The sequence below is a fragment of the Sediminibacterium roseum genome (genome assembly GCF_009939005.1).
GTDB classification, from domain to species: Bacteria; Bacteroidota; Bacteroidia; order Chitinophagales; family Chitinophagaceae; genus Sediminibacterium; species Sediminibacterium roseum.
On record NZ_JAACJS010000006.1, the window covers coordinates 21,817 to 39,475 of the forward strand.

Consider the following 17,659-nt stretch of genomic DNA (forward strand, 5'->3'; position numbering starts at 1 on the left):
CGGGTAAAAAGTTGAAGCAGTTGTGATATGATGACCTTCTCTCTATAAAAGGCCGAGGCTTGTTCCTGCTGAATCAATTCAACAACCTGTAACCGCTGGTGGGCAGGTCGAATTTTGAAGCCGGCACCGGGCTGATGTTGATCTTGGTGGCCGTGTATTTGATCTTCTTGTTATCCGCCTCTGCTTCATATTCCAAAACAAAACCGGGAATGTCTTTGAACTGGTATTCAAACTCCTTAACCGATGGAACAATGGCGGTGGCATAATACAAATTAAAGTTGCTGCCGTCTTTCATCTGGATCACTGCTTTTTTACACTCGTACCCCAGGATCGTCTTTGTTTCCGACTGTGAAAGCGAGACCGTCATCCCCTCGTACTTTTTATTTTCCGCGGCCCATTTTGCATTGTCGAGCCTGGTCATGAATTTATTGTTGCCAAACTCCCGCAGTATTACCGCGCTTCCGCTGTTCTTGTTGTACAACAACGTTTGGGTGAAAGATGGGCTCACAAGATCCGTACGGCTGTCGTTTCCCTTGATGTAAACCGTTTTTGTACTTGCCTTCAGTGATTCGGTCACATCCTTGTCTGCATTGCCGTCGTCCGTTGCGATCGCAAAGGTAACCGTACAATCCGCTACCACGCGCTGCGCCGTAGCAACAAATACCGTTAATGAAAAAAGAAGCGAAGTAAAAATGGCTTTCATAATACAGCCAAGGTAACGAAAATTTCCCGTGCGCAGGGCCGGGGTTTTGTTAAAAGAACCATTGAAGTGCGCTAAAAAAACAAGGTTACAAAAAATCCAAGCTTCTCCTGGCTTTCTGTAACCTTGCTCCATGCATCTTATTGCGCAGCGATTATTTCTTCTTCGCCTGCTTATCCTTCATTTCCTGCAATTTCTTCTGGCTTTCCATCATCTGGTCGTACCGCTCCTGCCATTTGCTTTTTGTTTTCGGGGCCTTTCGTTTGGCCTCGATATCGGCCAATATCTTATCGTGGTTGATGATGTAATTCTGTATCACGAACTGCAACCCGAGCGTAACGATGTTTGAAACGGTATAATACCACGTCAACGCCGATGGAAGCTTGTTGAAGATGAACAGCAACATGAACGGGAATATATACGGCATGTATTTCAAAGCCGGGTTGTCCTGCGTTGGCGTCATGTTCATATTGTAGATCGAGATCAAAAAGCTGGTGAGTACTGCCGTGATGGTAAACAGGCTCACATGATCCCCATATCCCGGGATGCTGAAGGGCAGGTGTGCGATCGAATCGTAAGACGAAAGATCATGGCTCCACAAAAACTCCTGTCCGCGCAGCGCTATGTTCGAGTTAAAGAAGCTGTACAATGCAAAGAAGATCGGGATCTGCAGCAAGGCAGGAATACATCCACCCAATGCACTTACACCGCCTTCCCTGAACAGTTTCATCTGGGCCATGGCAAAGCCCTGTTTGTCGTCGCCGAATTTCTTTTTCATCTCATCCAGTTCCGGGCGCAATACTTTCATTTTTGCGCCGCTGAGGTAACTTTTGTAAGTAAGCGGGGCCGTTACCAGGCGGATGAACAAAGTGAGCAACAATACCACCCATCCATAGTTCTTTACAAACTTTGCAAAGAAATCAAACACATTCATGATGATGTATTTGTTGATCGGGCGAACGAACGCGTACATGTCGCGGCCAAGGTTCACGATCTTGTCCATTTCAGGCGCCTGTTTCTTCAGGATGCTGTAATCGTTAGGGCCATAATACATCTGGAACGGAACGCTTACCGAACCCGCAACCGGCACCTTGATCTGCATGGCCGCATCTGCTGTTGCCAGGCCTTTGCTTGAATCTGTTTTGCGCGACCAGGTTACCTGCCCGCTGTTAAAGCTGTTTTTCGCGATCAGTGTGCTGTTGAAAAACTGCTGCACCATACCGATCCACTGAACGGGCTCTTCAAATTTCCTTTCCGTTTTCGCGGATATATAATCGAAACTGCCGCCCTCTGAAAAAGTGATGTTCGATTGTGTTCTTTCGTAATCGGATTGTTTCTCTGCCTGGAAAGTTTCTGCATGCCAGTTCACGTTCATTTGTCCCTGGCTGAGCAATTTGTCTGCCCCTGTAAGCGATACGTTCCAATCCAGCATGTAAGCGTCTTCTTTCAAAACATACTGGTGCGTAATGCTCTCGCCATTGGGCGCCGTGAGGGTGAAGTTTACGGTCTGGCTCTTATCGGCATTCACCATAGGCTGGGCCGCGTTGAAATAGAGTGCGCTGGTTTGCGTGGAAACATTGGCGGAAGTGTTTACGCTGTAGCCGAGCTGGTTGCTGCCAGAAAGTACGATCGGTTTGCCGTCGTGGGCAGATTTGTAATTCTTCAGTTCTACCTGCTTAACCTGGCCGCCTTTACTGGTAAAAGTTACTTTGATCACGCTGTTCTCGATGGTAACCAGTTGTTCCGTACCGAGCGCCGCGGTCTGAAAATCGCCTGCAGAGGAAATGCGGGATATTGAATCTCTTTTTAAAGAATCAATTCTTGCCGCAATGGTATCCTGCGGTTTTATATTGGCGAGTCTTATCTTTTCGAGCGAATCTTTTTTGTGCTGTTCAAATGCACGCGCTTCATTCGTGGTTTTATTGCTGTACCAGAAATAAACAAAAAACAAAAGGCCAAGCAGAACAAACCCAATGACCGTATTCTTATCCGTCTTCATACGAAATTTTGTTGAGCCGCAAAGGTAACGTTTGGAACCAAGATTGCGCCAAAAGTTCGCCACTCGTTAAAATAGTAATAAAACGCGCTTTTCTGCGACAAATACCGCATTTTACCCGTTTCTTTATGCTTCCCGCTTCAACCAACCCGGCTTCTACCCTTTTTCCAGGCTTTTAAAACATTTTCTATGCAGGAAAATACAAACCCTGTTTTCCAGGCGGAAAGGCATGCGCCATCCCGCTTTACCCGCTTTTTGTGGTGGCTGTCTACCGCCGAGGATGAACTGTTGCAGGACTGTGTGGTGGACCGCAGCCGCTATGCCATTGTTGGCTGGACGGTTTTGGCAACCTGGTCGTTTGCAACGTTGGCGTGGACCTATTTTTTCAGCACGGTGGTAAGCCATTGGGCCGTGGCTGTTTTGCTTGGTGTTTTTATGGGCGGGATCATCCTTACCATCGACAGGGCGCTGATCAAGGGCATCAGCCGCTCGAACAAAAAAAGATGGGTGCCCTTTGCATTCAGGGGTGCGCTGGCATTGGTGATCGGCCTGTTCATGGCGCAGCCGGCTTTGCTGTATTTATTCGATAAAGAGATCCATGTTCAGATCTCGCTCGATAATGAGCAGCGCAAAAAAGAGAAACGCCAGAAACAGGATTCGCTTTATTACGCGGAACGCTCCGTTCTTCAGCAACAAAAAAACAAGATCACCAGCGAACTCGGCACACGTTACGCAGAAGTTTCAGCCGCGCGCGATGCATTTATCGCAGAAACCGATGGAACCGGTGGCAGCAGGAAGATCGGGTTGAAAGACATTGCGCAGGCAAAACAAAGCACCTACGAGAAACTGGATGCCGATTACCGGTTGAAAGAAACAGGAGCGCGCCCGGAGCTGCAGCGCATCGACAGTTCCATCGCGGCCATCGATGCCTCCATTCAAAAGGAGCAGGCATCGTTTGAAACCTTGCTGAACGATGGTTTCATCACACGCATAGAAGCGCTGAACCATCTTGTGCAGAACAATGGGTCGGTCGCATTTCGTTATTACCTGCTCGTGGCCATTTTGTTGCTGATCGAATTGATGCCCGTCATCTCCAAAACCATGTTACCCGAAGGAAGCTACGATGAGAAAGTTGCGCTGCGCGAAAAACTGGAAACGGAACTTACACAAAACAACCATCGCCGCTCACTTGCATTAAAGGAACTTTACAACGAAACCGCGTTTGAACAGGATTCGGTATTCATCAAAGATTTCTTTGCCCAAACGGAAAAAGAAAGAAGAGAAAAAATGATGGCTGCACTGAAAACCTGGAAGGAAGAAAAAACAAAAAGCTTTGATGGTTTGTGGGAAGACATGAAGAACGATATGCTGACGAAGCAGGAATCGTGACGCGAATTCAACAACCGCAATTTATTTTCTTGGCCGCAGAATCACTTTCACATAAGAGGTCTTTGCAAAATCTGAAGAAAAATTGATCTCCCAACGCTGCCGGTTTGCGGTGATCACCATCAACCCGGTATTGGGCGGAATGGAGCCGAGGTTATCGGCCACAAAAGAAATGGAATGCGTATTTGTTGTTTTGTTGCTGATGGTATGTTTCAACGCCTGTGTAGACAATGCCGCGTTTGAAAATACCACGGCATCATTGTCTGTGAGCGTGATCATATCGCCATCAACAATACCATTGTCGTAAAGCTGCACAAATGCAGAATCCGCATCGATCACAATTTCTTTAATGAGCGTGAGTTCGCGTGGCTTTTGGGGCGGTGTTGGTTTGGGGGCCGGGGCAACCACTTCTACTTTCGGCAATGCATCCACCGGCTCCTGGAACGATAAGGTGAAAGAGCCAGGCAAACAGCTTGCAGCATTGGTAATGGGTTTGTACACACCGAGCAGCATTTTGTTCTTCACTTCAACCACATCCAACTCAAGCAAACACACAGCGTCTTTGTTCCTGTAGTTGGTGCGTACAACCTCCGTTTCGCGGATGCTCAGGCGGCCGTTTTTGATGGTGCCCCGCAAACTCGTTTCGCAATACAGGGTTTGATTGCCCGACATTCCCGTACCCCATACCTCGCCATTCTCTATTTTTGTAATGCGGATGGAATAATTAAAAGTAGTGATCGAATCCTTCATCAACCCCTTCCACTCTCCCGCGTAAGGGCTTTGCTGCTGCGCACCGGCCGACAAAAAAAGAAAACTAAAACTTACCGTTGTGATGAATAGACGCAGTTTGTGCATGGCCGTTAAACAGGTTAGCCATCAAAGTACATTATTCATTGTTAATGTAAGTTAAAATCTTCCTGCCCCTATCTTCCGCCCGGTGGGCAATACATTCTCAGGAAATCTGTATACAGCTGCTGCAGGTGCGCCGTGGTTCCCTTGCCTTCGGAAATGCCATGCGTACGGTTCGGATAGCTCATGAGTTGAAACTGCTTACCGTTTGCAACCAACTCGTTGATGAGTTTTTCTGCGTTGTTGTAATGCACATTATCATCGCCTGTTCCGTGAACATACAGCAAGTGGCCGCGGAGGTTTTTTGCATAGGTAATGGGCGATCCTTTTACAAAATCTTCCATGTTCTCCTGCGGCAGTCCCATGTAACGTTCCTGGTAAATGTTGTCGTACGTTAACTGGTTGCCTACGGCAGCGATTGAAATACCCGTCTTGTAAATTTCAGGATACTGGAACAGGAGATCGAGCGTTGCAGAACCTCCGCCACTCCAGCCCCACACTGCAATACGCGATGTATCTACAAAGGGCCATTTCGAAATTTCTTTTGCACCCATTGCCTGGTCGCGGATGTTGAGGCGGCCTATCTGGCGGTAGATCGACTTTCTCCATTCCCGTCCCTTCGGCACCGGTGTGCCGCGGTTGTCGATGGTGATATATATGTAACCATCATTGGCCATATTTCCCTTGTACATATTGTTGAAACCCGCGCCATACTGGTCTTTTGCGTTTGCACCGGCAGGTTCGGTATACACAAAGAACACCACGGGGTATTTTTTCGACCTGTCGAAGTTGGTGGGTTTAACCATCCAGCCATCCATCTCTACACCGTCTTCTGTTTTTACTTTGAAGAATTCGATGTTCGATTTACTCTTGTCTGCTTTTGCAACTGCCGTATTTACATTATCGCCATTGAACGCTTTGTGATCGGGCAATGTTACCCATTCGCGCGATGAGGGCGTGTAGTAGTTGGAGAAAGAATGCTGTGCAAATTTCCCGGTTGGCGATACGGTGTAAGAATGCGTGCCTTGCTGGTTGGCGGGCGACAAACGTTCGGGCGCTGCCGATCCATCCAGTTTTGTTCTGTAGAGATAGCGTTGGGTAGCATTGTCGGGGCTTGCGTAAAAATAAACGTAGCCGCCGGCATCGTCCACGGCATTTACGCTGATCACATCGTAGTTACCCCTGGTAATGAGTGTTTCTGTTTTGCCATCGCGCGAAATGCGGTAGAGGTGATCCCATCCGTCTTTTTCGCTCGACCAGAGAAATTCCTTACCGCCATTCAGCCAGAACTTATCAGACAAAGAAGAAGCCGCATCTATCCATGCCTTTTCTACTTCCTTGTGAATGGAATGAGATGCGCCGCTTGCCACATCGCAGATCATGATATTGCTTTCCTGTTGTTTGCGGTCGAGGTGCTGCAGGATGAGTTGGGAGCTGTTGCCCGCCCATTCCATTCTTGGCACATACGATTGCAGCACCGGGTCTGTAGGCAGGCTCATCCATTTTGTTTTTACAGTGGCCACATCCACTACGCCAATTTTATAGGGAGACGGTGGTTCGCCGGCGCTCGGGTATTCAACAGGAACGGCGAATGGGTAAATGGAATCCGTTGTGTTGAGCATCAGGTAATTCTTCGTATTGGTGGCATCGATCTGCCAGTACGCAATTTTTTTACTATCAGGGCTCCACCTGAAACCGTCCCTGCAGTTGAATTCTTCTTCATAAACCCAGTCGAACGTACCATTGATGATCTTTCGTGTACCGCCGGTGGTGAGCGGCGTGATCTTTCCGGATGCTGCATCTTCCACATAAATATTGAACTCGCTTACATATGCAACCTTTGTTCCGTCGGGAGAAAATTTGGCAAACATGAGAGACGATGAGGGCCGGGTTCTGCCAAGTTTTCTCAGGTTGTTGGTGGTAAGATCGAGCAACCAGTAATCGCCACGCGTATCGGCGCGCCATACGCGTTTGGTATTTGTATATATGAGCACCTTTTTATCGTCGGCAGAAAAAATGAAATCGCGCACGGGTAAAGGGTTTGCGCTGTCTTTCGGCTTGAGCAATGCTTTGGCAAGCACTGTTGTTTTGGTTAGCGCCGGCAGTTCTGTTTTGAAGATCTCACCGCCTTCTATGGTAAAGAACCCGTTGCCATCGCGGGTCCATTTTATTCCCTGTGCGTTGGTATGGAAGGAGAAGAGGATGAGGCATCCCAGGATAAGGCAGATGTTTTTTTTCATGGCGTTCGTTTGATACCTGAAAAATACTTCTTTGGAGGGAAAGGAACAAGGGATAGGGAACAAGAGACAAGATATAAGAAGTGGCGGGTAAGATTTGAGAAACGATAATATAGTTCAACCAACCTTCATAATCCACTCAACCGGTAACGCCTGGAACCGGAATTCCATAGCGACCTTATTTCGTATCAAAAAAAGCCAGAAGCTAAGCCAGAGGCCGGACTTGTTACCGTCCTTGCCTTTGGCTTTGTTTCTGACTTTCAGCTTGCGTTTTTCAACTCAGATCAACGCATCCTGCAAAGAACTCGTTTTAAACGAACTTCTTTTTTCATTGTATTTTTTTGCAGCGTCGATGAAGCTTACGAACAATGGCGCGGGGCGTTCTACGGTGCTTTTTAATTCGGGGTGATATTGTACGCCGATGAAGAACGGGTGAGATGGGATCTCGATGATCTCCACCAATCCCGATTCCGGATTTTTTCCGCTCATCACCATTCCGTTCGATTCGAACTGTTCCATGTAATCGTTGTTGAACTCGTAGCGGTGGCGGTGGCGCTCGCTGATGTTGGTGCTGTTGTAAATCCTGTGCGCGAGGCTGTTTTCTTTGATCTCGCAGGGATAGGCACCCAGGCGCATCGTACCGCCCATCAAACGGATCTTCTTCTGTTCTTCCATCATGTTGATCACGGCATGCGACGTAGAGGTATCCATTTCTGTTGAGTGCGCATCTTTCAGGCCGAGGATGTTTCTTGCGAACTCGATCACTGCCATCTGCATACCCAGGCAGATCCCGAAGAATGGCAATCCTTTTTCGCGGGCGTATTGTACGGCAACGATTTTTCCTTCGATTCCCCTGTGGCCAAAGCCCGGAGCCACGAGTAAGCCATCAAGGCCATCCAGTTTTTCCGCAACATTTTCCTGGGTAATGAATTCGCTGTGTACATTCACCACCTGCACTTTTACTTCGTTGATGGCGCCTGCGTGAACAAAACTTTCGAGTATCGACTTGTAGGCATCCTGCAGTTCAATGTATTTGCCGATCAACCCTATGGTTACTTTGCTGCGCGGGTACTTTAATTTATCGAGGAAGCCGATCCATTTATCGAGCTGCGGCTCACCGTAGCCGCTAAGGTTCAGTTTTTTCAGGCAGATGAGGTCAAGCTTCTCGCGGAGCATCAGCAAAGGCACTTCGTAGATGGTTGAAGCATCCATTGCCTCGATCACAGCTTCGGGTTTTACGTTACAGAACAGCGCGATCTTTCTCTTAATGTCGTTGTTGAGCGGTTCTTCCGTACGGCAAACGATGATATCCGGGTGCACACCTGTTTCGCTCAGCATTTTTACACTGTGCTGCGTTGGTTTTGTTTTTAATTCTTTTGCGGCTTTGAGGTAAGGGATCAATGTGAGGTGAACCACCATCACATCTTCTTCGGGTAGCTCCCACTGCAACTGGCGCACGGCTTCTATGAACGGGAGGCTCTCGATGTCACCAACGGTGCCGCCTATTTCGGTCAGGATCACATCGTATTTATTGTCGTCGCCCAGCAGCAACATCCTTCTCTTGATCTCATCGGTAATGTGCGGAACCACCTGTACGGTCTTTCCCAAAAAATCACCCGCGCGCTCTTTGTTGATTACCGTCTGGTAAATGCGCCCGGTGGTAACGTTGTTTGCCTGGGAAGTATAGATGCTTAGAAAACGCTCATAGTGACCAAGGTCGAGATCGGTTTCGGCGCCATCTTCCGTTACAAAGCACTCACCGTGCTCGTAAGGATTGAGCGTACCCGGATCTACATTGATATAGGGATCGAACTTCTGGATCGTTACACGCAGGCCCCTTGCCTGCAGCAACTTCGCAAGCGAAGCCGCAATGATCCCTTTTCCTAAACTGCTTGTTACACCACCGGTAACAAAAATGAACTTGGCCATACTATTACAAATTGATTAATTATCCTGGTTAAAACTGGTATTTACACAACGGCACATGTTCACCGCAATACATTGCTTCATTTTTTTCAAAAAAAACAGGGCCACTAAAAGCAGGTTATTGCTTCCGGGACCTTATACTCAAATAAAAAATTGACCTTGGAATAAGAACGTTGTAATAGAAAAATTTCAGAGGTCGTACAAAGCTACAGCAAAAAAATTACCCAAAAAAATACGGGGTACTTACTCCCGAATTTTGATGAAAAATTGTGGATTTGAGGTGTACAACAGGCACGGGGCCACCTACCGGGGATAACATATCATGTAATTTCTGCATTAACAGGTATGAAACGGGCGGTCACATATCGTTCACGATCTTTTTGTAACTCGTTACCACGCCTTTGATCAACGATGAACTGAAGCCCTGGTGTTCCATTTCATTGAGCCCTGCAATGGTGCAGCCTTTTGGCGTGGTCACTTTATCGATCTCCTGTTCGGGATGGGTATTTTTCTGAAGCAGCAGTTCCGCCGCACCTTTCACTGTTTGCGCCGCAATGAGCGAAGCGATGGTTGCGGAGAACCCGATCTCTATCCCACCCTGTATGTTCGCGCGGATGTAACGCATGGCAAATGCCGTTCCGCAGGCACCAAGAACCGTGGCCGCATCCATTAGTTTTTCCTCTATCACAACCGATTTGCCAAGCTGGTTGAACAAGTCCAGAACAAATTCTGTTTGCGCGGCTGCCGCCTGCTGCGAACAAATGCAGGTCATACTTTCGCGTATCGCGATCGCTGTGTTCGGCATGGCGCGGAACAGGGTGAAATTTTCTTCCGTCATCTCCCGCAGGTCACTGATCCATACACCGGTGATCACGCTGATGATGGCGTGTTGCTTCGCATCCAGGTACGGTTTTATTTCGGCAACCACCTCTTTTACCTGGAAAGGTTTTACAGCGAGGATGATCCAGTTGCTTTTGCGTACGGCCTCCATGTTATCACTGATCACCGCAACGCCTTTTTCCTTCAATGATTGCAGCGTGCCCGTGTTCCGCTTGGTAACGATAAGCTGATCGGCGCGCACAAACCCGCTGCCGATCAACCCTTCCGCCATGGCGGCGCCAAGATTACCACCTCCTATGATCGCTATCCTGTTTTCCATTCTTTTTGATTTATTGTTGAATAACCCATTTGCCTGTTGGCGCGTTCATTCGATTTTGGCAACGGGCATAAGCTCGTGTTGGTGATTGCGGCGGTTAAACCCAGGACAATCAACCAAAACCAAATAAACTACTAAACAACTAGACTAAAGGTATTTCAAACCCTTCAAATACCCACGCACATAATCGCCGACCCCCGCTTCCAGCGTGTTGAACGGTTGGGTGTAGCCTGCATTGCGGAGTTTTTGCATGTTGGCCTCTGTGAAGTATTGGTATTTATCGCGGATGTCTTCGGGCATGTCTATGAAGACGATATCGGGTGCGAGGTCGAGTCCCGCGAAAGTTGCATTTACAAGATCGATGAATGTGCGTGCCGTACCGGTTCCCAGATTATACAAGCCGTTTTTGGCTGCGCCCCATCCGCCGTTCTGCATCGATTCCATCATCCATTCAATCACGCGCACCACATCTTTTACATACACAAAATCGCGGAGCTGTTCGCCGTCTTTGAAATCGGGCCTGTGGCTGCGGAACAGTTTTACGGATCCATTGGTTTTGATCTGGTTGAACGCATGCCAGATCACACTTGCCATCCTTCCCTTGTGGTATTCGTTCGGGCCGTACACGTTGAAAAACTTAAGCCCCGCCCAACACGGTGGCTGGTGGCCCGCAGCTGCTTCGGCCACGGCCCATTTGTCGAACTCGTTTTTGCTTATACCGTATGGATTGAGCGGTTGCAGTTTCTGAATTACCTCGTGGTTGTCGTCGTAACCCAATTCGCCTGCACCATAGGTTGCGGCAGACGAGGCATAGATCAATGGAATATTTTTAGCGGCGCAATAATTCCACATGTCTTTGGAGTATTGCACATTGAGCTCCTCGTGAATGGCGTAATCGAACTCAGTGGTATCCGTTCTTGCGCCGAGGTGTATCACCACATCTATCCGGCGATCGGTTGCCGCGAGCCAGTCGAACAGGTTGTACCGCTCAACAATAGAAGTATATTTTTTTGTTTCCCAGTTCTTTCTTTTTTCCTCGATACCGAAATCGTCAACAAGAACCAGGTCTTCATAACCGTTCTCATTCAGGAACTGTACCATACACGAGCCGATGAAACCGGCGGCGCCGGTAACGATGATGGTTGCAGACTGATCTTTTGAGCCGGCGTTCTGCAAATCGTTTGTTGGTTGATCAGTCATCTTTAGAAGTTTTATTCCGGTGTCCGGCTTTGGCGCTTATACTTTCCAAAGTTGTGGTACCGCTAGTTCAGCAAATTCTCGATTGCCGTATCGTATTTGTTTTTCCATTCGGTGATGGCGCCCCAGTTCTCGCCGTTCACGCTGACGTTGCCCGCGGTAACGGTTCCGAGTTCGAGGATCTCGATGTTGCTGTTTTTCGCATTTTGTTTCAGGCGTTCCGCATTTTCTTTTGTGCAGGAAACAACCACGCGGCCCTGCGCTTCACCAAACCAATAGGCATCGTTGCGGAAATTTGTTTTTGCGTTCACCGAAAACCCGAGGTTGCTGGTGAAACCGCTTTCCAGCAAAGCGATCGCCAATCCGCCCTCACTGATATCGTGCGCGCTTTGGATCATTTTTTCTTTAATGATCGAAGCGATGAAATGCTGTACCGCGATCTCTTCTTCCAGGTCGAAATAAGGTGCGGGAGAAAATTCGGTCTTGCGGAGCTTGTGTAAATATTCCGATGAATTGATGTCGTTCTGCTGTTTGCCAACAAGCAATACCACATCGCCCTCCTGTTTGAAGTTGAGTGTCATGCGGTTTGCAAAATCATCCAGTATGCCTACCATTCCGATCGTTGGGGTTGGATAAACCGGCCCATCCGGGTTCTGGTTGTAGAAGCTCACATTACCACCTGTTACGGGTGTTTTGAATTTGCGGCAGGCATCGCCCATCCCGCTCACGGCTTTTACAAACTGGTAATACACTTCCGGGTCGTAAGGGTTTCCGAAATTGAGGCAGTTTGTAACACCGATCGGTTCGCCGCCGCTGCACACAATATTTCTCGCTGCTTCTGCAACCGCGATCATACCGCCTGTGTATGGATCTGCAAACACATATTTGCTGTTACAGTCTACCGTAATGGCCAATGCCTTTCCGGTTCCTTTTGCCAATACCACGGAAGCATCGCTTGGCGCATTGGTAGAGGCATTTGCCGCACCTACCATGCTGTCGTACTGCGTGTACACCCAACGTTTGGATGCGATGTTCGGCAACTGTATCAATGCTTCGGCTGTTGCTTTCAGGTCTTTCACATCTTCAATACCATCTGCGTTGAACGACCGTACTTTTGCGAGGTATGCAGGTTCTTTGTATTCCCTGGTGTACTGCGGGGCGCCGCCGCCGAGTACTAGTTCGTAAGCGGGGATTTCGGCTTCCAGTTCGCCATGCATGTAAAATTTGAGAAGGCCGTCGTCTGTAACCTGGCCTATCTCGCTGCAACTGAGATCCCATTTTTCAAATACTTTGAGAACGGCTTCTTCTTTTCCTCTTTCCACTACCACCAGCATTCTTTCCTGGCTCTCGCTCAACAGCAGTTCCCAGGCCTTCATGTTCTTTTGCCTTGTCGGAACTTTTTCAAGATCGATCCGCATACCCACGCCGCCTTTTGCGCTCATTTCTGCAGTTGAGCAGATGATGCCCGCTGCGCCCATATCCTGCATGCCTATAACGGCGCCGGTTTCTATTACCTCAAGACAGGCCTCCAGTAATTTTTTCTCCTGGAAAGGATCGCCCACCTGTACCGCAGGCAATTCTTCCACACTGTCGGATGTGATGTTGGCCGATGCAAACGATGCACCGCCAATACCATCTTTACCCGTGGCGCTGCCTACAAAAAATACAGGGTTGCCCGTACCCGATGCGGTTGCACTCACCATTTTGTTTGCCTGCATGATGCCAACGCTCATTGCATTAACGAGGGGGTTTGTATGGTAACAATCCTCGAAATAAACCTCGCCACCCACGGTAGGAACACCGAAGCAGTTGCCGTAATGACCAATGCCGTGTACAACGCCACTGAGCAAACGTTGTGTTTTTTTATCCTTCAGGTTTCCGAAACGGAGGCTGTTGAGGGAAGCGATGGGACGGGCGCCCATGGTAAAAATATCGCGCTGGATACCTCCTACCCCGGTAGCGGCGCCCTGGAAAGGTTCGATGGCGCTGGGGTGGTTGTGGCTTTCTATTTTAAATACTACGCCGAAGCCATTGCCCATGTCCATGAGCCCGGCATTTTCTTCGCCCGCAGCCACGAGCATACGGCCGCCGTCTCTCGGCAATGTTTTTAACCATTTGATGGAATTCTTATAACTACAGTGCTCACTCCACATGCCACTGAAGGCGCATAACTCGGTAAAGTTGGGCGTACGGCCCAGTTTCTGTTTGATGAGTTCAAATTCGTCCGCTGTCAAGCGTAACTGTTCGGCTGTTTTCGCTGTAATTTCCATGATGGCGCGAAGGTAATAAACTGTTTGGAGTTTGGCGGTATGAGTTGGCAGTTTGAAGCGCGCCAACCGGAACAGTGGGGGTAATTTGGTTAAAAAAGTAAAAAGGTCAAACCAGATAAAAGGAAGTGATGTTGCGTCCTTTTATCTGCTTTGACCCTGTTTATTCCACATCCCGGGATACCCGCTAATCGCCCGCCTTCGAAAGGCGCCCGCTGCCTGAAATGTGTTTGCTTACATCGGATGCCGCACCGCGGTAAGAGGCGCTGCCGCTGCCACTGATGCTGGCGGAAACTTTTTTATTGGCATATACCTGTGCATTGCCGCTGCCGCTGATCCGGATATTGGCGTCGTCGGCGATCAGGTTCCTGCAGTCTGCACCGCCGCTGCCGCTGATACTGGTTTCTACGGAATTTGCCGAGCCTGTTAATTTAATATGCCCGCTTCCAGACACCCTTACATATACATTACTGATCTTTCCAAAAGTAAACCTGATCCTTCCCGAACCCGAAGTTTTGAATTCGGTGGTACCATCGTTTCCGAATTTGCCGTCACCGATGATGTCGCCGCTGCCCGAAAGCGAGAGGCCCGTTACTTTGGTCAATGAAACATAAACGGTGATCTTGTTCCTTGAATGGATGTTCACGTTTTTCGATTTGATCGAAAGCTTTCCATTCTCCACCACCGTTTCTATCAATGGCAACAGATTGTCGTCGCCCTCTATTTCTATGTTATTGCTTTCACCGTAAGCCACCATCACGTCCCATGCCCCTGATGAGCTTATCGCGGTATAATTCCCTACCGTGCGGGTTTCTTTTTTGAGGTTCCCACTTCCCTCTACCTTTTTCCACGACCATTGTGAAAAACCCGATATGCTTGCCAATAAGGCCAGGGCAACGAACAATTGTTTCATATAAGTTGGTTTTTAAGGTGTAACGGTGAGTGGAGATATATGTTACACATCCCGGAAAGAATGGTGGCGCACATCGCTCAATGGCTGACCCGCAACCTCCTATACAAATTAAAATAAATTCTATGTTTTTATTTTTCCACATTTTGACCCATTTTCCAACCAAAAAATAATTTAAAATTGATTTTTCGAAGTTTTTGGGCGTATTTTGGATCGTAAAAAAATATTCAAACTATGTCTTTACGATTTTCAGCGATTGGTAGTATTACCAATGAAGCTTCCGGGGTACCTACTCCATCGTCTACAAAAATCACCGGTATTTTTAATGAGAACGTGTTCACGCTCAAAACTGCCCGTGAATTTTTGAGCGACGAGGCCTACAAGAGCCTGATCACCAGCATACGCGGCGGCAAAAAGATTGACCGTTCCGTTGCCAACCAGATCGCCAACGGTCTGCGTGCCTGGGCAGAAGGAAAGGGCGTTACCCACTACACGCACTGGTTCCAGCCGCTTACGGGCACCACCGCTGAAAAACACGATTCCTTTTTTACCCTCAAAGGCGATGGTACGGCCATTGAAGAATTTGACGGCGCAGCATTGATCCAGCAGGAGCCGGATGCGTCTTCGTTCCCGAGCGGCGGTCTGCGCGCCACTTTTGAAGCGCGCGGTTATACGGCCTGGGACCCTTCTTCTCCCGCTTTCATCATCGAGATCGGAAAAGGCAAAACGCTTTGCATCCCTACCATCTTCGTTTCTTATACAGGCGAATCGCTCGATTACAAGGCGCCATTGCTCAAAGCGCTCGAGGCGCTGAATAAATCTGCGGTAGACGTTTGCAACTACTTCGATAAAAACGTTACCAAGGTAACCGCTACCCTCGGATGGGAGCAGGAGTATTTTGTTGTGGATGAAGCGTTGGTAAATGCACGTCCGGACCTGGTTCAATGCGGCCGCACCGTTTTTGGCGCATCGCCTGCCAAAGGCCAGCAGCTCGAAGACCATTATTTCGGATCCATTCCCGAAAGAGTATATGCGTTCATGCGCGATTTTGAATCCGAATCTTACAAACTCGGTATCCCGCTGCGCACGCGCCACAATGAAGTAGCGCCCGGCCAGTATGAGTGTGCACCTATTTTCGAAGAAGTGAACATCGCGGTCGACCATAACATTCTCCTGATGGATGTGATGAGCCGCGTTGCCAAAAGACACAAACTCGTTGTATTGTTCCATGAAAAACCGTTCGCCGGCATCAACGGAAGCGGTAAACACAACAACTGGAGCATGGCCACCGATACCGGCGTGAACCTGCTCGCACCAGGCAAAACACCAAAAACAAACCTGATGTTCCTCACATTCTTTGTGAACATCATCAAAGCGGTTCACGACCATGCAGACATCATGCGCGCTGCCATTGCTTCTGCGCCAAACGACCACCGTTTGGGAGCGAACGAAGCGCCGCCTGCGATCATCTCCGTGTTTGTTGGCCAATATCTTTCAAAGGTTTTGTCTGATGTAGAGGCCCGCGTAAGCACCAAGTTTGATGAGCAGGACGAGGCCATCCTCAAACTCGATCTTCACAGGAGCATTCCTGAACTGATGCTCGACAACACGGACCGCAACAGAACATCGCCGTTCGCCTTCACCGGCAACAAATTCGAGTTCCGCGCGGTGGGTTCTTCGGCAAACTGTGCGATCTCTATGACGGTATTGAACACCATCATGGCAGACACCCTGAAGAAATTCAAAGTGGATGTAGATGCACTGATCGAAAAAGGAGACAAGAAAGAGATCGCCATCATGCAGGTGATACAGAAATACATTGTGGAAAGCAAAAAAGTATTGTTCGAAGGCGACGGCTACAGCGACGAATGGCACCACGAAGCAGAACGCCGCGGTCTGCCTAACCTGAAAACAACACCGGTTGCACTGGATGCAATGGTTTCGGAAAAAGCAAAAAAACTATTTGAATCAAACGGCGTGTATTCTCATACAGAACTGGAAGCAAGACATGAGATCGAGCTCGAGAAATACATCAAAAAAGTTCAGATCGAAGCGCGCATCATGGGCGATATCGCTTTGAACCACATCATTCCTTCTGCCATCAAATACCAGAATGAGTTGCTGAAAAATGTGAACGGACTGAAAGAAGCCGGCCTTCCTGAATCGGCCTATAGCAGCCAGCTGGATATATTGAAAGCGGTGAGCGAACACATCCAGGTGATCCACACCAAAGTGCACCAGATGGTGGAAGCCAGGAAGATCGCCAACAACATCGAAAACACACGTACCAAGGCCATCGCTTACGAGAGCCAGGTTAAATCTGCGTTCTTCGATGAGATCCGTTACAATGTAGACAAACTTGAACACCTTGTAGACGATGATATCTGGACCCTGCCCAAATACCGTGAAATGTTATTTTTACGCTAATACAAAGGCCGGGACCCAACAAAAAAAGCCCTGTTCTGTAGATAGAACAGGGCTTTTTTGTGCCCAACCTTAATAAAAAGTTAAGAGTGGAATGCCGACTACCGTAAGCTTTCCACCGAAAAAAATGAAAAGGCTCAAAACAAAATCACTACTTTTCCTATTCCTAAACAAAAATATACTTGTATGAAAAAAGTAATTGCATTCGTAGCCGTGGTTGTTTGCTTCTCAGTAACAACCGCAATGGCACAAGGCGGCCCAGGCGGTCAAATGACTCCTGAACAACGCGCTGCACAAATGAAAGAAAGACTGGCTCCTGCAAACCTTACAGCTGTTCAGCAGGACTCAGTGATTGCGATCTGGAACGACAGAGCGATCATGGCCCAGGTGTATGGTACTTCTGATTTTCAAAGTATCTCACGTGAAGACAGGATGGCTAAAGCGCCGGCAATGAACGAAGCGAGACAAAAAAGACTTGAGAAAGCAGGTTTGTCTGCCGACCAGGCGAAAAAAGTGGTTGAACTTTTGAGCATGCGCCCAGGTGGTGGTGGACGTCCAGGCGGCGGAAAATAATTTTTCCTTCCCTAACTTATTCAATGGCTCCCGGTGGG

12 protein-coding genes are annotated in these 17,659 nt (G+C 48.4%); 3 read left to right on the plus strand and 9 right to left on the minus strand.

All coding sequences use genetic code 11. The features are described from left to right. Window positions 1-73: 73 nt before the first annotated feature. Window positions 74-703 (minus strand): hypothetical protein, encoded by a 630-nt coding sequence (locus GWC95_RS04950; RefSeq protein ID WP_161817591.1) that lies wholly within the window; start codon window positions 701-703, stop codon window positions 74-76. A 151-nt stretch (window positions 704-854) separates the two neighbouring features. Further along, complete coding sequence (yidC, locus tag GWC95_RS04955) at window positions 855-2,699, minus strand: membrane protein insertase YidC (protein WP_161817592.1); 1,845 nt, start codon at window positions 2,697-2,699, stop codon at window positions 855-857. Between the two features lie 186 nt (window positions 2,700-2,885). On the opposite strand from yidC, the gene GWC95_RS04960 reads away from it, so the two are divergent. Further along, the gene (locus tag GWC95_RS04960; RefSeq protein WP_161817593.1) at window positions 2,886-4,085 is read left to right on the plus strand and encodes a DUF4407 domain-containing protein; all 1,200 of its coding nucleotides are present in this window, start codon (window positions 2,886-2,888) and stop codon (window positions 4,083-4,085) included. Between the two features lie 21 nt (window positions 4,086-4,106). Here GWC95_RS04960 and GWC95_RS04965 read toward each other — a convergent pair whose 3' ends face one another. From GWC95_RS04965 to GWC95_RS04995, 7 genes are all read right to left on the minus strand, one after another. Then, on the minus strand, window positions 4,107-4,937 hold the full coding sequence (locus GWC95_RS04965; protein WP_161817594.1) for a hypothetical protein: 831 nt from the start codon (window positions 4,935-4,937) through the stop codon (window positions 4,107-4,109). A gap of 68 nt (window positions 4,938-5,005) precedes the next feature. Then, window positions 5,006-7,171 (minus strand): S9 family peptidase, encoded by a 2,166-nt coding sequence (locus tag GWC95_RS04970; RefSeq protein ID WP_161817595.1) that lies wholly within the window; start codon window positions 7,169-7,171, stop codon window positions 5,006-5,008. Window positions 7,172-7,447: 276 nt separating this feature from the next. Beyond that, on the minus strand, window positions 7,448-9,097 hold the full coding sequence (locus GWC95_RS04975; protein WP_161817596.1) for a CTP synthase: 1,650 nt from the start codon (window positions 9,095-9,097) through the stop codon (window positions 7,448-7,450). Window positions 9,098-9,452: 355 nt separating this feature from the next. Further along, a complete protein-coding gene (proC, locus tag GWC95_RS04980; protein ID WP_161817597.1) occupies window positions 9,453-10,253 on the minus strand; it encodes a pyrroline-5-carboxylate reductase in 801 nt (266 codons plus the stop codon). A 144-nt stretch (window positions 10,254-10,397) separates the two neighbouring features. Continuing rightward, window positions 10,398-11,450 (minus strand): ADP-glyceromanno-heptose 6-epimerase, encoded by a 1,053-nt coding sequence (rfaD, locus tag GWC95_RS04985; protein ID WP_161817598.1) that lies wholly within the window; start codon window positions 11,448-11,450, stop codon window positions 10,398-10,400. Between the two features lie 62 nt (window positions 11,451-11,512). Then, complete coding sequence (purL, locus tag GWC95_RS04990; protein WP_161817599.1) at window positions 11,513-13,717, minus strand: phosphoribosylformylglycinamidine synthase subunit PurL; 2,205 nt, start codon at window positions 13,715-13,717, stop codon at window positions 11,513-11,515. A gap of 184 nt (window positions 13,718-13,901) precedes the next feature. Beyond that, window positions 13,902-14,627 (minus strand): head GIN domain-containing protein, encoded by a 726-nt coding sequence (locus GWC95_RS04995; RefSeq protein ID WP_161817600.1) that lies wholly within the window; start codon window positions 14,625-14,627, stop codon window positions 13,902-13,904. Window positions 14,628-14,858: 231 nt separating this feature from the next. Between GWC95_RS04995 and GWC95_RS05000 the strand changes: the two genes are divergently transcribed. Both GWC95_RS05000 and GWC95_RS05005 read left to right on the plus strand, forming a co-directional pair. Next, on the plus strand, window positions 14,859-17,051 hold the full coding sequence (locus tag GWC95_RS05000; protein ID WP_161817601.1) for a glutamine synthetase III family protein: 2,193 nt from the start codon (window positions 14,859-14,861) through the stop codon (window positions 17,049-17,051). A 183-nt stretch (window positions 17,052-17,234) separates the two neighbouring features. Then, the gene (locus tag GWC95_RS05005) at window positions 17,235-17,621 is read left to right on the plus strand and encodes a hypothetical protein (RefSeq protein ID WP_161817602.1); all 387 of its coding nucleotides are present in this window, start codon (window positions 17,235-17,237) and stop codon (window positions 17,619-17,621) included. Window positions 17,622-17,659 lie beyond the last annotated feature (38 nt).

Bases quoted from the DNA above. Each gene is read 5' to 3' on its own strand.
- GWC95_RS05000 (WP_161817601.1), top strand. From the start codon at position 14,859: ATGTCTTTACGATTTTCAGCGATTGGTAGTATTACCAATGAAGCTTCC.
- GWC95_RS04975 (WP_161817596.1), bottom strand. From the start codon at position 9,097: ATGGCCAAGTTCATTTTTGTTACCGGTGGTGTAACAAGCAGTTTAGGA.
- rfaD (WP_161817598.1), bottom strand. From the start codon at position 11,450: ATGACTGATCAACCAACAAACGATTTGCAGAACGCCGGCTCAAAAGAT.
- yidC (WP_161817592.1), bottom strand. From the start codon at position 2,699: ATGAAGACGGATAAGAATACGGTCATTGGGTTTGTTCTGCTTGGCCTT.
- GWC95_RS05005 (WP_161817602.1), top strand. From the start codon at position 17,235: ATGAAAAAAGTAATTGCATTCGTAGCCGTGGTTGTTTGCTTCTCAGTA.
- GWC95_RS04950 (WP_161817591.1), bottom strand. From the start codon at position 703: ATGAAAGCCATTTTTACTTCGCTTCTTTTTTCATTAACGGTATTTGTT.
- proC (WP_161817597.1), bottom strand. From the start codon at position 10,253: ATGGAAAACAGGATAGCGATCATAGGAGGTGGTAATCTTGGCGCCGCC.
- GWC95_RS04965 (WP_161817594.1), bottom strand. From the start codon at position 4,937: ATGCACAAACTGCGTCTATTCATCACAACGGTAAGTTTTAGTTTTCTT.
- GWC95_RS04960 (WP_161817593.1), top strand. From the start codon at position 2,886: ATGCAGGAAAATACAAACCCTGTTTTCCAGGCGGAAAGGCATGCGCCA.
- GWC95_RS04970 (WP_161817595.1), bottom strand. From the start codon at position 7,171: ATGAAAAAAAACATCTGCCTTATCCTGGGATGCCTCATCCTCTTCTCC.
- purL (WP_161817599.1), bottom strand. From the start codon at position 13,717: ATGGAAATTACAGCGAAAACAGCCGAACAGTTACGCTTGACAGCGGAC.
- GWC95_RS04995 (WP_161817600.1), bottom strand. From the start codon at position 14,627: ATGAAACAATTGTTCGTTGCCCTGGCCTTATTGGCAAGCATATCGGGT.